The sequence below is a fragment of the Streptomyces sp. NPDC097640 genome (assembly GCF_040302705.1).
Taxonomy (GTDB): domain Bacteria; phylum Actinomycetota; class Actinomycetes; order Streptomycetales; family Streptomycetaceae; genus Streptomyces.
In genome coordinates this window covers 1-13,614 of the sequence record NZ_JBEOSB010000037.1, presented here as the reverse complement: position 1 = coordinate 13,614, position 13,614 = coordinate 1, and the positions used below count along the sequence as shown (strand labels likewise).

Annotated in this window: 13 protein-coding genes and 1 tRNA gene; 6 read left to right on the top strand and 8 right to left on the bottom strand. The window is 69.3% G+C overall.

Annotation, left to right across the window (positions count from 1 at the left end):
* Nucleotides 1-57: 57 nt before the first annotated feature.
* From ABTY62_RS40640 to ABTY62_RS40630, 3 genes are all read left to right on the top strand, one after another.
* Nucleotides 58-131: transfer RNA gene (locus ABTY62_RS40640), tRNA-Lys, on the top strand.
* A 122-nt stretch (nucleotides 132-253) separates the two neighbouring features.
* Nucleotides 254-1,303: an RNA ligase family protein gene (locus tag ABTY62_RS40635; protein WP_352134406.1), complete on the top strand. Its 1,050-nt coding sequence runs from the start codon at nucleotides 254-256 to the stop codon at nucleotides 1,301-1,303.
* Nucleotides 1,304-1,400: 97 nt separating this feature from the next.
* A complete protein-coding gene (locus tag ABTY62_RS40630) occupies nucleotides 1,401-1,985 on the top strand; it encodes a Uma2 family endonuclease (protein WP_352134405.1) in 585 nt (194 codons plus the stop codon).
* A 56-nt stretch (nucleotides 1,986-2,041) separates the two neighbouring features.
* Here the strand turns inward: ABTY62_RS40630 and ABTY62_RS40625 are convergent, their stop codons facing one another.
* The 3 genes from ABTY62_RS40625 to ABTY62_RS40615 form a co-directional block, all read right to left on the bottom strand.
* A complete protein-coding gene (locus tag ABTY62_RS40625) occupies nucleotides 2,042-3,070 on the bottom strand; it encodes an ABC transporter substrate-binding protein (RefSeq protein ID WP_352134404.1) in 1,029 nt (342 codons plus the stop codon).
* 64 nt (nucleotides 3,071-3,134) lie between these two features.
* Nucleotides 3,135-4,019: an ABC transporter permease gene (locus tag ABTY62_RS40620; RefSeq protein WP_352134403.1), complete on the bottom strand. Its 885-nt coding sequence runs from the start codon at nucleotides 4,017-4,019 to the stop codon at nucleotides 3,135-3,137.
* Nucleotides 4,012-4,824: an ABC transporter ATP-binding protein gene (locus ABTY62_RS40615; RefSeq protein WP_352134402.1), complete on the bottom strand. Its 813-nt coding sequence runs from the start codon at nucleotides 4,822-4,824 to the stop codon at nucleotides 4,012-4,014. Before ABTY62_RS40615 ends, ABTY62_RS40620 begins: the two co-directional genes overlap by 8 nt.
* Before the next feature lie 226 nt (nucleotides 4,825-5,050).
* On the opposite strand from ABTY62_RS40615, the gene ABTY62_RS40610 reads away from it, so the two are divergent.
* Both ABTY62_RS40610 and ABTY62_RS40605 read left to right on the top strand, forming a co-directional pair.
* Nucleotides 5,051-6,754 (top strand): ATP-binding protein, encoded by a 1,704-nt coding sequence (locus ABTY62_RS40610; protein WP_352134477.1) that lies wholly within the window; start codon nucleotides 5,051-5,053, stop codon nucleotides 6,752-6,754.
* On the top strand, nucleotides 6,751-7,446 hold the full coding sequence (locus tag ABTY62_RS40605; RefSeq protein WP_352134401.1) for a response regulator: 696 nt from the start codon (nucleotides 6,751-6,753) through the stop codon (nucleotides 7,444-7,446). Before ABTY62_RS40610 ends, ABTY62_RS40605 begins: the two co-directional genes overlap by 4 nt.
* 369 nt (nucleotides 7,447-7,815) lie before the next feature.
* Here ABTY62_RS40605 and ABTY62_RS40600 read toward each other — a convergent pair whose 3' ends face one another.
* The 4 genes from ABTY62_RS40600 to ABTY62_RS40585 all read right to left on the bottom strand — a co-directional run bounded on the left by ABTY62_RS40600 (nucleotide 7,816) and on the right by ABTY62_RS40585 (nucleotide 11,771).
* Entirely contained in the window at nucleotides 7,816-8,067 is a 252-nt protein-coding gene (locus ABTY62_RS40600; protein WP_352134400.1) for a hypothetical protein, read from the bottom strand.
* Nucleotides 8,064-8,423: a hypothetical protein gene (locus ABTY62_RS40595; RefSeq protein ID WP_352134399.1), complete on the bottom strand. Its 360-nt coding sequence runs from the start codon at nucleotides 8,421-8,423 to the stop codon at nucleotides 8,064-8,066. Before ABTY62_RS40595 ends, ABTY62_RS40600 begins: the two co-directional genes overlap by 4 nt.
* A 416-nt stretch (nucleotides 8,424-8,839) precedes the next feature.
* On the bottom strand, nucleotides 8,840-10,054 hold the full coding sequence (locus tag ABTY62_RS40590) for a helix-turn-helix domain-containing protein (RefSeq protein ID WP_352134398.1): 1,215 nt from the start codon (nucleotides 10,052-10,054) through the stop codon (nucleotides 8,840-8,842).
* Nucleotides 10,055-10,304: 250 nt separating this feature from the next.
* Nucleotides 10,305-11,771, bottom strand: coding sequence for an MFS transporter (locus ABTY62_RS40585; RefSeq protein ID WP_352134397.1), 1,467 nt, complete (start codon nucleotides 11,769-11,771; stop codon nucleotides 10,305-10,307).
* Nucleotides 11,772-11,795: 24 nt separating this feature from the next.
* Here ABTY62_RS40585 and ABTY62_RS40580 point away from each other — a divergent pair, with 24 nt between their 5' ends.
* A complete protein-coding gene (locus ABTY62_RS40580; protein ID WP_352134396.1) occupies nucleotides 11,796-12,302 on the top strand; it encodes a MerR family transcriptional regulator in 507 nt (168 codons plus the stop codon).
* A 150-nt stretch (nucleotides 12,303-12,452) separates the two neighbouring features.
* Here ABTY62_RS40580 and sbnB read toward each other — a convergent pair whose 3' ends face one another.
* Nucleotides 12,453-13,460, bottom strand: coding sequence for a 2,3-diaminopropionate biosynthesis protein SbnB (gene sbnB / locus ABTY62_RS40575; protein ID WP_352134395.1), 1,008 nt, complete (start codon nucleotides 13,458-13,460; stop codon nucleotides 12,453-12,455).
* Between the last annotated feature and the right edge of the window lie 154 nt (nucleotides 13,461-13,614).

Below are 13,614 nucleotides of genomic sequence, written 5' to 3'. Positions count from 1 at the left end.
GCGGGCGGTCGGTCAGGAGCACTCCTCCGGGCCGGGTAGTATTTACGACGTCAGCACGCGCCGCTAGCTCAGTTGGTTAGAGCAGCTGACTCTTAATCAGCGGGTCCGGGGTTCGAGTCCCTGGCGGCGCACTTTGGTTTTTAAGCCACTGACCTGGGGTTTCTCGGTTCTCCGAGAAACCCCAGTCGCGTTTTCGGCCACGGCCATGAATCTCTGTTGCCTCAGGCCTGGGGCACGGCGATGATGCCCGTTCATGTCCGACATCGCGTCTGAAGGCTCTGCGCTGAGGCCGTATCCCAAGATCCCGTCGAGGGGGCGGATCGGCGTGCCCGGGGTGCGGGACTGGATCGCGGTGGAGAAGGTGCACGGAGCGCACTTCGCGGTGGTCTGTGACGGCACGGGTATACGTCCGGCGAAGCGGCGTGAGCTGCTGGGAGATGACGGGCTGGACGGTTTCTTCGGCGTGAGCAGGGTCTGGCCGGCACTGTCGGTGGCGGCGGCCCGGTTCGCCTCGGCGCTGCGGGGCGTGTGGGGTACCGCCGCGGTGGTGACGGTCTACGGCGAGCTGGCCGGCGGGTGCTATCCACACCCGGATGTTCCCGCTGTTCCTGGCGTCGAGCCGGTGCAGACCGGCGTGTGGTACGCACCGGGCCTGCACTGGCTGCTGTTCGACGCCTCGGTCGAAACCGCGGAAGGCCGCTGCTGGATCTCCGACCACGCTCTGCGCAATGCCGCCGCTGCCGCGGGGCTCGCCTGCGTTCCCGCTCTCGGGCAGGGCCCGCTGAACAGGCTCCAGGACTTGCCTTGCGCCTTTCCTACCAGGGTGCCTGCCCTCTTCGGACTTCCCGAGCTGGCGGACAACCTCGCCGAGGGCTACGTCCTCAAGCCGGGCGGGGAGTGGCGGGAGTCGGACCCATCGGGCGCTCACGGGCGTCCGGTGGCCAAGGTGAAGCAGAAGGCCTTCGCCGAGGACGAGCGCTTCGACGGCTCACGCCCCTATCTGGCACCGCCACAGGGAGCGGCCGGGGTTCCCGCCTGGCTCCTGGTCCATGCCTCGGCGCTCCTGACCCCAGCCCGCGCGGCCGCCGCGGTGAGCAAGCTCGGGTCTCACGCTTCCGTGGACGACGTGGCGGAAGAGATCACGCGGGACGTCGCGGAGGAGATCGCCGAAGCGGTGGGGGGACTGGAGGACTCGCTCCTTCGCTGCTTGGACCAGGCCGTCCGGCCCGGGGCACGCTCCCTGGCGTTGTTCGATGCCGCGGACCGCCAGAGGGTCCGGTCCGCGGGAGACGTCACCGCCTGATATCGAACAATCACTCGCAGGAGTGATCTACCGCGGAACACACCTCAGTCGTGCATGCGTCCGGAAAGACTGGCCTCCTCCATGAAAGGGGTGCAACATGACGGTTATGACCGAGCGCTCGTCTTACACGCTGCTTGAGGCCTTCGAGGAGCTCGCCTCTACCGCGCGCGAATCCGTCAGGTTGGAGTTCATCAACGGACGGATCGGGGAAAAGTGCGTGGCCGACGGGGATCACGAGACGATCATCATGTGGCTGCTCAGGCAGTGCATGCAGAGTCGTCCGGAGCTCGATCTGCATACGTCGCAGGGACTGAAGGTCGGAGAGTACCGCAAGGGCCGGGCTCGTCCGGATGGCTCGCTGGCGCCCATCGCGCACTTCGCAGGGCACGGCGAGTGGGCCGACCCAGACGGGGTCCTGATGACCGTCGAGGTCACGTCGTACGACTATGACACCGACCGCCGCGACCGCGTCGAGAAGCCCATTGCCTATGCGGCCGCGGGCATCCCCGTCTATCTCCTCGTGGACCGTGACACCTGCGCGCTCATCGTCCACACCAACCCCGACCCGAAGAGCGGCTGCTACCTCGACATCCATCGGGCGCCCTTCGGGGAGCAGGTCGTGATCCCCGAGCCGGTTGGCATCACGCTCGACACGGACATCCTGAAGGCCTACGTCAGCTGACGCGCCCCCGCGGATCAGCCCGACCGGTCGGCTCTCCGACCGGCCGGGCCCTTGGCTCAGCTCGCCTTCTTCACGAACTCCGTGGTGTAGGTCTTGTTCAGGTCCACCGTCGCGTTCTTCAGGTTCGGGTTGAAGGACTTCAGGACGCGCTCGACCGTCGCCGGGCCGTCCGCCGGCATGACGCCGTCCTTGGTGAACATGGGGAGGGTGGACTTGATCGCCTGGGCGTAGAGCTCCTTGCCGCCCTGGGCGTAGTCGGCGGGCATCTTGGCGGCGATTTCCTCGGGGGTGTGGGTGGACATCCACTTGAGGGTCTTCACGAAGGCGTTGGCCAGCTTCTGGACGGTGTCCTTGTGGCCGTTCACCCAGGACGTGTTCATGTAGAGGCTGGAGGAGGGGTACGGGCCGCCGAGGGCGGCCTTGGAGCCTTCGGGGGTGCGCATGTCGATGAGGATCTTGCCGAGCTTCTGGTCCAGGACCTGCGCGACGGTGGGGTCGGTGGTCATGCCGCCCTGGATCGCGCCCTGCTTCAGGGCGGCGATGAAGGTCTGGCCCGCGCCGACCGCGACCGGGGTGAACTCGCTGGTCTTCACGCCGCTGTTCACGGCCAGGTACTTGGTGAGGAAGTCGGTGGAGGAGCCGAGGCCGGTGACGCCGAGCTTCTTACCCTTGAAGTCCTTGGGCGAGGTGATCTCCCCCGCCGCCTTGTTGGAGACGATCTCCACCTCGCCGGGTGCGTGGGAGAACTGCACCACGGACTCCACCTCCTTGCCCTTGACCTGGAGGTCCAGGGTGTGGTCGTAGAAGCCGACCGCGCCCTGCACCTCGCCGGAGACCAGTGAGGTCTCGGCCTGCACGCCGGCGGGCTCGGTGAGGAGCTCGACGTCGAGGCCCTCGTCCTTGAAGTAGCCGAGCCGCTGGGTGAGCATCGCGGGCAGGTAGATGACCTTGTCCAGGCCACCCACCATGATCTTGACCTTGCCGTCCTTGCCGTCCCCGCCGGAGTCGCTGCCGCATGCGGTGAGGGTGGTCAGGGACAGCGCCGCGGCGATCGCCACCGCGGAGAACTTGGCATAGCTGCGCATGTCACGTCCTTGTGAGATGAGGAAAACAGAGGAGAGGGGGAGGAGAGGGAAAGGAGGCTCGGCCTCAGTGGTCCGCGCCCGGCTGGGCCGGCTTCCAGCGGAACAGCCGCCGTTCCAGGAAGGTCAGCAGGCCCTCGGCCAGCAGGGCGACCACGGCGAGGATCACCATCGCCGCGTACACCCCGGCCGCGTTGAACGTGGACTGCGAGGTGGCGACCAGCAGCCCGATCCCCTTCGTGGCGCCGATGTACTCGCCGACGATCGCGCCGATCAGCGCGAAGCCGAAGCTGACATGGAGGCTGGTGAAGATCCATGAGGTGGCCGCGGGGATCACGACCTGAAGGGTGACCTGGCGGTTGCTCGCGCCGAGGATCCGGGAGTTGGCCACCAGGTTGCGGTCGACCTCCCGCGCGCCCTGGAAGGCGTTGAAGAAGACGGGGAAGAAGACCAGCACGACCGCCGAGGCGATCTTCGAGGCCGGGCCAAGGCCGAACCAGATGAGGAAGATCGGGGCGAGGACGATCCGGGGCAGCGCGTTGAGCACCTTGATGTAGGGGCCCAGTACGTCGGCGAGGAAGGGGGCGCGGCCGAGGCCGATGCCCAGGATGACGCCGGCGGCCACGCCGATGGCCCATCCGATGAGGGCCTCCTGGAGCGTCGTCCAGACCTGCTCCCACAGGGGGCCCTGCGCGGTGCCGTGCAGCATCCAGTCCTTCAGCTGGTCCCAGATCTTCGAGGGCATCGAGAAGTTGAACGGGTCGATGACGGAGGTCCGGGCGAGCCATTCCCACAGCCCGATGACCGCGACCAGCACCAGCGCGCGGGTGGACTGGACGAGGATCGCGCGTTTGCGGGCGGCCCGTGCTCTGGCCGTCGTACGGGTTGTGCCGGGGCCCTTGGTGATCCCGTTCTTGACGGGGGTGGGCGCGGCAGTGGTGGCCTCAGGCATGCGAGGCTCCTCTCTCGCGGGTGATCCGCACCTCTTCGCCGAGCGAGGACCAGATCTCGCGGTAGATCTCGATGAACCGGGGCTCCAGCCGGACCGACTCGACCTTGCGGGGCCGTGGCAGATCGATCTCGAACACTTCCTTGACGGTGGCCGGGCCGGCGGTCATGACCACGACCTTGTCGGCGAGGGCGATGGACTCCTCCAGGTCATGGGTGACGAAGACGACGGAGGCGCCGGTCCCGGCCCACAGCTCGAGCAGTTCGTCAGACATCAGCGCCCGGGTCTGCACGTCGAGCGCCGAGAACGGCTCGTCCATGAGCAGGATCTCGGGGTCGTTGACGAAGGTGGCCGCGAGCGCGACGCGCTTGCGCTGGCCGCCGGACAGCTGGTGCGGGTAGCGGTCCTCGAAGGACGTCAGCCCGACCCGGGCGAGCCACTCCCGCGCCCGCTCCCTGGCCTCCGCCTTCGGTACGCCGCGGAAGCGGGGCCCGGCCATCACGTTGGACAGCACGCTGCGCCAGGGGAAGACCGCGTCCTGCTGGAAGACGAAGCCGACCTTGGACCCGATGCCGCGGACCGGCTCGCCGGTCACCAGGACATCGCCCTCCGTGGGCTCCTCCAACCCGCTGACCAGGGTCAGGGTCGTGGACTTCCCGCATCCGGTGGGGCCGACCACGGCGACGAACTCGCCCCGCCCGACCGTCAGGTCCAGATCCCTGACGGCGGTGTGGAGGCCCCCGGACGGAGTCCGGAACACCTTGCTCGCGCCCCGCAACTCGATGGCAGGGCTCGTTTGTCTGCTCATGGCCGGGAGGCTAGGAGTGGCGCGGGCCACACCGGCAGCCTTGTGGGCACAACCCGTTCTTGTGCCCACAAGCCCCGTTCTGCTCGTTTAGCTCGCGCTACGGCAACGAATCCGCTACGGACCCTGGGCAACCGCCGCAGACCGCCCTTACCGTGCGTTTACAGCGCCGTAAACGGAATAGTCCCTACCGCTTCACGGGGAGGGCCAGGAGACGGGAGTGACCCAGATGCGGATCCGCTGGCCCAGGCGCGTGTCCGCCCAGGTGCTGGCCGTGCAGCTGACCATCACCGTCGGGGTGATGGTGCTCGCCACCGGCCTCTTTCTCGCCCCGCTCAGCTCCGAGATCGACAACCAGGCCATGCACAAGGCGCTCTCCATCGCCCAGGCCACCGCCGCCGACCCCGGCCTCGCCCGCGATCTGCAGACCACCGAGCCGAGCCCGGGCGGGCCGGTGCAGGAGACGGCCGAGCGGATCCGCCGGGCCACCGGGGCGCTGTACGTGGTGGTGCTGGACCGGCGCGGGGTGCGCTGGTCGCACACCAACGCCGACCGGATCGGCGACCATGTCTCGACCGATCCGAAGGCGGCGCTCTCCGGACAGCAGGTCATGCAGATCGACGTCGGCACGCTGGGCCGCTCGGCCCGCGCCAAGGTCCCGCTGCGCGACGACGACGGGAAGATCGTCGGCGCGGTCTCGGTCGGCATCGGCTACGGCAGCGTCCGCGACCAGCTGCTGGCCACCCTGCCCCGGCTGCTGCTGTACGCGGGGATGGCGCTCGCCGTGGGCGTACTGGCCGCGATCGCCGTCTCGCGCAGCCTGCACCGCCGTACCCACGGGGTCGCGTTCGCCGATATCTCGGCGCTGCTCGACGAGCGCGAGGCGATGCTGCACGGCATCCGCGAGGGCGTGGTGGCCTTCGACCGGGAGGGCCGGATCCGCCTGATCAACGACGAGGCGCGGCGGCTGCTCGGCGTCGGCGCGGACGCCGCCGGCCACACCCTGGAGGAGACGCTGCCCGCCGGCCGTACCACGGAGGTGCTGGCGGGACGGGCCGACGGGGCCGATCTGCTGACGGTGAGCGGCGGCCGGGTCCTGATCGCCAACCGCATGCCGACCAAGGACGGCGGCGCCGTGGCGACCCTGCGCGACCGCACCGAACTGGAGCTGCTGGGCCGGGAGCTGGACTCCACCCGCGGGCTGCTGGACGCGCTGCGCGCCCAGGACCACGAACACGCCAACCGGCTGCACACCCTGCTCGGGCTGCTGGAACTCGGTCTGCACCAGCGGGCGGCCGAGTTCATCGCCGGGCTCACCGACACCCACCGCGCCTCCGCCGAGCAGATCTCCGAGCGGGTCCGCGACCCGCTGCTGTCGGCGCTGCTCGTCGGGAAGGCCGCCATCGTGGCGGAGCGCGGGGTGTCCCTGCGCGTCTCCCCCCAGACGCTGCTGTCCGAGCGGGTGGTCGACCCGCGCGACCTGGTGACCGTGCTCGGCAACCTGATCGACAACGCCCTGGACGCCGTGGCCGCGCATCCACGCCCCGACTCCTTCATCGAGGTCGAGCTGCGCGCCGAGGGCACCACCGCCGTACTGCGCGTCAGCGACAACGGCCCGGGGGTGCCGCCCGAGATGCGGGAACAGATCTTCGCCCAGGGCTGGTCCACCAAACAGCCCGCGCCTCGGCCGCGCGGCCGGGGCATCGGGCTGGCCCTGGTGCGGCGGCTCGCCGAGCGGTACGGCGGAATGGCCCGCGTTACCGCCCGCGCGGGCGGGGGCGCGGTGTTCACCGTCATCCTGCCCGAGGCGGTCGACCCGGACGGAGCCCCGGACCCGGCACCGCAACCCGATCCATCCCCCACACCGACCGACGGCGGCCACGCCGACAACACGCCCATCCAGCAGCTCACCGCAGCGGGAGAGTCACGATGATCGACGTCCTTGTCGTGGACGACGACTTCCACGTCGCCGAGATCAACTCCGCGTATGTGGCCCAGGTGCCCGGCTTCCGGGTCGCCGCCCGCGCCCATACCGCCGCCCAGGCCCTGGCGACCCTGGAGCGCGCCCACGTCGACCTCGTCCTGCTCGACCACTACCTGCCCGACGAGACCGGGCTGACCCTGGTCCGGCGGATGCGGCAGCTCGGCCACCACGCGGACGTGATCATGGTGACGGCGGCCTGCGACGTCGCCACCGTCCAGGCCGCCATGCGGTACGGCGCGCTCCAGTACCTGGTCAAGCCGTTCAACTTCGCCGGGCTGCGGGCCAAGCTCGACGGCTATACGACGCTGCGCCACACCCTCGAAGGGGTCGGCGGGCGCGGTGAGACGGGCCAGGAGCGGGTGGACCGCATCTTCGGCGCGTTCCGGACCGCCGACGCCACCGCCCGCTCCGTACTGCCCAAGGGCCACTCCGCGCCGACCGTCGACCTCATCCGCCGCGCCCTGGACCAGGCGGAACACCCTCTGTCCGCGCATGAGGTCGCCGAGCGCACCGGCATCAGCCGCTCCACCGCCCAGCGCTATCTCAAGTACCTGGAACACGCGGGCCGGATCAGCCTCACCCTCAAATACGGCGACACCGGCCGCCCCGAGCACCGCTATTCCTGGGTGGCGGTGAGCTGACGGGGCGGGCTGTGGTGGCAGGGGAGAATGGGGCCATGGCGATGTGCAAGAAGTGCGGTGCGTCAAAGCGCCGTTGGCCCCGCTCCTGCTCCCGGTGCAGTTATGGCTCGCAGCGGCCGGACGTGGCGGCGGGTGCCGCGGAGCTGGCCGTGGAGGCGGGACTCCTCGGGTGGATCGTGCGAGGGTTCAGGGGAGTGGTGCGGCTGGTGCTGCGTGTGCTGGGCTGACCGGCCACCGGCCGCCCCGGGCACCGCTGTTCCTGGGTGGCGGTGAGCTGACGGGGCGGCCGGTGTGACACCCGCTGCCGGAGGGAAAGTCGCCTGCCCCTGCCTCCTCGGGACAGGCACGGCAAGGGCAGGCGACTTGTCTTCAGTACCGCTGTCGGCCGCCCGGGTAGTGAACCGGCTGACGGCACTCCGGCGCGCCATCGGGCGGGAGCTGCCCACCCAGCGCGTAGCACAGGGCCGCGTGCAACTGTTCCGCCGAGGCGGGAGTCAGCCGCAGTTCGGCCACAGTGAGGGGCTGGCCGCCGCCGCTGATCCGGAGCGGCAGCGCGAGGGCGCCACCGTCGGCACGGTGCAGACCCCGACCTGGAACGGGGCTGATCTCCCAGTGGGTCACGATGTCTCCCTTCCACTGCTTGACGCGCTGCCGTCGTCCGCGCCGCCTTCTGGATCGGTCTGGCTGTCGCCGTCCACAGGCAGACGCGCTCCTCTGCTCTCGGCAACCCGAAGCACATCGCTCAGCGATTCGCACAGCCGCTCTGCCAGGAAGCGCACTTCACCGATGTCCGCCTTCCGGTTGCCGAGCAACGACCGGGCGTGGCCCAGGAGTTCGGCCCCCATGGTCAGCTGGACGGCCTCGATCTCGTCCGCCCGTCGGCTCAACCTGCTGCTGCCGCTGGCCGCCGCCAGGTAGCACGGCCGACCGTCCGGGCTCGACCACGGCAGCAGCCGCAAGCGGCTCGTCGCGGTCATCGCCCCGCCCCCACGACATGTACGTGCGGCGGGCTGGAACCCTCGTGAGGCTCGTGCGATGGCGTGCCCGCGCTCATCGGGTTTCCTCGCACGTCCGCAGGTACGCGTCCACATACGGTGGAGCAGGGTCGTAGTCGACGATCGGCACGACAAAGATCCGCGGAAGCGCCAGGGTGGGAGTATCGACGGATCGCACGGCGGTCGGGACGTTGACGGACCGATGACATGCTGAGGCCGGAGACAGTAACCGGCGCAGACCCTCCACGATCCGGGCAGTAATGTGTTCCATGTTGACGCTCCTCTTCAGCGTTGACCATGCCCCCGGACCGGCTGCACGGTCGCGGGGGTCCTGTTAGCCCGAGCCTGGCGAGACTTGAGCAGGACCAACAGGGAACGCGTTACGTAGTCTCAGAACGCTAATCGACGATGCCCAGGAACTGGGCGAGTGGTCTGACTCCGGCAGGACGTGACGGCCAGTTCCACAGGTCACGCACGATGGCCACGGCAAGGGTGTGGTGCCGCATCCACGCGGGAGCATGGCGCCTCAGCGACTCCAGCGCCTTGACAGCCCCCGCCCCGTTGCCCAGGTCAGTGTGTGCGCGAGCGACATCCAGCAGCAGCCAGGTCCGCCACGACGGCGGAGTGTCTTTGGACAGACGCATTCCACGAGCGAGGGACAACGCCTCGGTCGGCCTCTCGTGCTGGACAGCCAGACGGACTCGTTCGATGCGAACGGAGGACTTGCTGAAGACGCTCAGTAGCTTGCCGTCTTGTGGTGTCGGCATCTTGGCGAGCCGCTCCGCGGCCTTTTCGGCCGTCACCATCATGTCGCTGGCGCGCTGGTAATCGCCGCTCCGGGCGTGGCTTGTGGCAGCCGACATCAACAGGCCGCCCCATACACGAAGCCCCTCTGAGGTCTCGGTATGTTCCCTCTCGACCTTATCGGCGGCATGGACGGCCAGGTTCCGTGCGTCGTCCAGCCGTGCTTGCCGCTGATACGCCCAGGCCACGGAGTTGGAGATCATTGGGGCGAGCAAAGGATCCGATGATGCCTCGGCCGCTGTCATGGCGCGCTCCAGCGATGACAGCGCAAGATCCGTCTTGCCCATACGAATTGCCAGGTGCCCGCCAAGTTGGAGCGCCTTGCTCAGCGCAGCCTGACCGGCGGCCCGCTGGTCGGCGTCACCGACGGCAGCGGCGAATCGGGTGTCGGTGATAAGCCCCGGGAGGGAGTTCAGCAGGTCGTCGAACTCCGCTGCGTGGTAGAGCGTCCACCCCTGCGCGAGATCTCGACGGATCCGATCCAGAGACAGCGTCGACAGGTCACGTGGCGGCGCTGGCGGGGCGAAGAGCGGGGGCATGATCGCACGTCGCACCGCGACGAGCTGAGGGGAGTCCGATTCGCCCGACGAGGGCGCGCCGGGAGGGTCGCCCAAGAGGCTTGCCAGCTCTACGCCCAGTCCCGATGCCAGGGCGTGCAGCGTGGGTAGTTGAACGGAACTCTGCGGCTTTTGCTCCAGCCGTCGAATGGTGTCGAGCGAGATACCGGACCGCTCGGCCAGCCCCTCTTGGGTCAGCGCCGCCAACCGACGAAGGCGCCTGACACGGTCCCCCAGATAGTCCGTTGCCATGCGTCCAAGCTACTCCGACTGAGCGAGGCTGACTGAACGCGTTGGCGTGACGACGTAGAGCTGATGTGGAACCTTCGCTCAGAGGAGTGGTCCGTCACGGGTGGTCCGTTACGGGCCTAACGCCAGTCGCGTACGCGCCTCGGGGGCAGCCTGACACTGGTCACCAAAGCCAACGGGGTGACCATTGCCTATGTCGAGTCCAGCGGCCCCTCGCTCACCGCTGGGGTGCTTCTTTCATGGCCGCTCCCGGTCACTTGGTCGCTGTCGGCGTGTCCATCCGCTCGAACAGCGCGGCCGCTCGTGCGGCGGTGCGGGAAGCCCAGTGTCTTGTGCTCACCAGTCCGAGCGCCACGATGCCCGCGCCGAGTGCTACCACCATCCACCACACGCCATGCGCCGCGCCGGTGAACGCCGTCCCGCCATGGGCGGTCTCCGGGCCGATGATCGTCCCGGAGATCGCGACGCCCAGTGTGGTGCCGGCCTGGCGGCCGGTGGAGGCCAGCGAGCCGGCCAGCCCGGCCATCGAGCGGGGCATCCCGGAGATCGCCGAGTTGGTGATGGGCGGGTTGACCGTGCCGAGGAAGACGCCGAACAGCAGATAGACCGCCAGCACGGCCGGGAGGGGAGTATCCGGCCCGAGCCAGAGCGACACGCCGCCGCCGAGAGCCAGGGCGGTCCCTGCCACCACCAGTGGCAGCAGGGGCCCGCGCTCGCCGACCGTGCGCCCGGTGAGCGGCGATACCACCAGAACCGGCAGCCCGACTGGGAGCAGGCACAACCCCGACATCACTGGCGGCAGGCCGCGCACCTCCTGCAAGTACTGGGTGGTCACGAACAAGAACGCGCCGAAGCCGCACAGGGCGAACAGCGCCATCACGATCGCCGAACTGAACGGCACGCTGCGGAAGAGTCGCAGTTCCAGGAGCGGGTCGGCGCGGCGCGATTCGCAGCCGAGGATCCCCGCCACACCAAGCCCGGCCACAACGAGCAGCCCGACGATGACCGGCGAGGCCCAGCCCAGCGACCCGGACTCGATGATCGCGTACACGACACTGCCCAGGACCAGGACCATCAGCACCTGCCCGACAGGGTCGAACCGGCGTGCCCGGGCGGCACGGGACTCAGGCACGAACAACTTGGCGCACACGATCGCCACGACCACGATCGGGACGTTGATCCAGAACACCGACCGCCAGCCCAGGACGTCGACCAACCCGCCGCCGAGGATCGGGCCGAGCGCCAGCGCCAACCCGGACATCGAGGCGAAGACCCCGATGGCCCGTGCCCGCTCGGCGGCACCTGTGAACGTGTTCGCGACGATCGCCATGGCCACTGGGTTGAGCATGGTCCCGCCGACGGCTTGCAGCATGCGCGCCGCGATCAGCCAGCCGATGCCCGGCGCCAGTCCGCACAGCAGCGACCCGAGGCCGAAGGTCACGAGACCGGCCTGGAAGACGCGCCGTCGGCCGACCCGGTCGGCGGTGGACCCGGCCAGCACGAGGAACCCCGCCAGCACGAGGGTGTAGGCGTCGACCGTCCACTGCAGGCCGGACTCTGAGGCATGCAGGTCGCGGCCCATGGTGGGAAGGGCGACGTTGACGATGGAAATGTCCATCACCACGACGATGATGCTGGCGCAGCAGATCGCGAGTACCAGGGACTTGCGGCGCGGGCTCAGTTCGGCAACCGCGACGGGGGACAACACCGGTGAACTCATGGCCACGACGCTAGGATTTAGAGCGTGCTCGAAATCAAGTCGCAGCCAGCTTCCGACGCCGCCGAGCCGAAGGCGCGACCCAGCGCTGTACCCGCGGAAGGTGTGTCCATCGCCGAGGGGGCCCGCCGCACCGGGGTGAGCGTGCACACGCTCCGGTACTACGAGCGCGCCGGCCTGGTCATCAGTCCCGTTGACCGCACGAGCGGCGGCCGCCGCCGGTACCGGGAACTCGATCTCAAGTGGATCGTCATCTGCACGAAGCTGCGCGCCACCGGCATGCCCATCAGGGGCATCCGCCAGTACGCCGAACTAGTCGCCGCTGGACCGGGCAACGAGGCGGAACGGCTCGCCCTCCTGGAGGCCCACCGTGCCGATGTGCTGGCCAAGCTGGCGGAGACGCAGGAGAACCTGAAAATCATCGACCGCAAGATCGACGTCTACCGGGGCAGCCTGGCCGCCGGTGACGCAGACCGGCTCTGGGCACCCGTTCAGGGCACGGCCGAGCGGCGCCCAGGGGGCAGCGCAAGCTGAGGCCGCCAATGCCCTGAGGTACCCGACGCCTGATGACACGAGGTCGCCGGCCCACCGACCGGCAATACGGCGACACCGGCCGCCCCGGGCACCGCTGTTCCTGGGTGGCGGTGAGCCGACGGGGCGGCCGGTGTCCCGAACGCAGGAGGGCTACCAGCGGGTGGTCTCGCCGAAGAAGTCGTCGATCGCGACGGCCTCTCCGGCCTCGGTGGCGACGCGGTAGACGAGTGCCCCGACCGCCAGGTCGAGGACGCCGAGGCCGAAGGGCGAGAAGATCACGGGCTTGTCGGGGCCGGTGGTGACCTCGCCGCGGATGTGCTGGGCGAGGGTGCCGGTGACGAAGTCGCGGTTGCCGTACTTCTGCTCGGCCAGGTGCGGGGAGGTGTTGGCCTTGAGGCAGTGGTCGATGTCGTCGACGATGTTGTAGGAGGCGTGGATGATCTCGGGGCCGATGTCGCGCAGCGAGATGTTGAGGACGGTCTGGCCCGGGGCGAAGGCCCGCGGGTCGAGGACGTAGGGCTCGCCCGCGGTGGTCGCGAAGACGATCACATCGGCCACGTCCAGGGCGGTGTGCAGGTCGTCGGTGGTCTCGGCGCGGTAGCCGAGCGATCCGGTCACATGGTCGGCCAGGGCCTGGCCGTACTCGGGGTGCTGGTCGTGGACGACCACGGTCTCGATGTCCCACTCCTGGGCGGCGAAGAACTCCAGGATGTTGCGGGCGATGATGCCCGCGCCGATCACGGCCAGCCGGCGGGCGGTGCGCCCGCCGGTCAGCTGCTCGGCGGCGAGGACGGCGGAGGCCGCGGTGCGGGCCGCGCTGATCTGCGAGGCCTCCAGGAGGGCGAAGGGGTAGCCAGTGGCGTAGTCATTGAGCAACAGGGCGGCGGAGGCGCGCGGGATGCCGCTCTCGATATTGCCGGGGAAGCTGCCGATCCATTTGATCCCGGCGACGTCGTGCTTGCCGCCCAGGTAGGCCGGGAGCGCGATGATGCGGCTGTCCGGCTTGTCGGGGAAGCGCAGGAAGTAGCTGTCCGGGTTGACGGAGTCGCCGTCGTCGTGGGTCAGATAGGTGTCCTTCACCTCCCGCACGATGTCCCGCCGGCTGCGGCCGATGATCTCGCGGGCCGTTTTGCCGCCGATCACGCTGAACTCGAACACGGGTGTCCTTCCGGTCGTTGGGCGCGCTGGGGGGTGGCGTTGCGTCGCGTCTACGTGGGTCAGACCCAGACTCAGCCTCAGCCTCCGCCTCCGTGCAGTTGCTGGCCACGGCCGTGGAACGGGACGACGCGCCGGTCCTCACCGACACGGTCGT

Bases quoted from the DNA above. Each gene is read 5' to 3' on its own strand.
- ABTY62_RS40635 (WP_352134406.1), top strand. From the start codon at position 254: ATGTCCGACATCGCGTCTGAAGGCTCTGCGCTGAGGCCGTATCCCAAG.
- ABTY62_RS40630 (WP_352134405.1), top strand. From the start codon at position 1,401: ATGACGGTTATGACCGAGCGCTCGTCTTACACGCTGCTTGAGGCCTTC.
- ABTY62_RS40625 (WP_352134404.1), bottom strand. From the start codon at position 3,070: ATGCGCAGCTATGCCAAGTTCTCCGCGGTGGCGATCGCCGCGGCGCTG.
- ABTY62_RS40620 (WP_352134403.1), bottom strand. From the start codon at position 4,019: ATGCCTGAGGCCACCACTGCCGCGCCCACCCCCGTCAAGAACGGGATC.
- ABTY62_RS40615 (WP_352134402.1), bottom strand. From the start codon at position 4,824: ATGAGCAGACAAACGAGCCCTGCCATCGAGTTGCGGGGCGCGAGCAAG.
- ABTY62_RS40610 (WP_352134477.1), top strand. From the start codon at position 5,051: ATGCGGATCCGCTGGCCCAGGCGCGTGTCCGCCCAGGTGCTGGCCGTG.
- ABTY62_RS40605 (WP_352134401.1), top strand. From the start codon at position 6,751: ATGATCGACGTCCTTGTCGTGGACGACGACTTCCACGTCGCCGAGATC.
- ABTY62_RS40595 (WP_352134399.1), bottom strand. From the start codon at position 8,423: ATGACCGCGACGAGCCGCTTGCGGCTGCTGCCGTGGTCGAGCCCGGAC.
- ABTY62_RS40590 (WP_352134398.1), bottom strand. From the start codon at position 10,054: ATGGCAACGGACTATCTGGGGGACCGTGTCAGGCGCCTTCGTCGGTTG.
- ABTY62_RS40585 (WP_352134397.1), bottom strand. From the start codon at position 11,771: ATGAGTTCACCGGTGTTGTCCCCCGTCGCGGTTGCCGAACTGAGCCCG.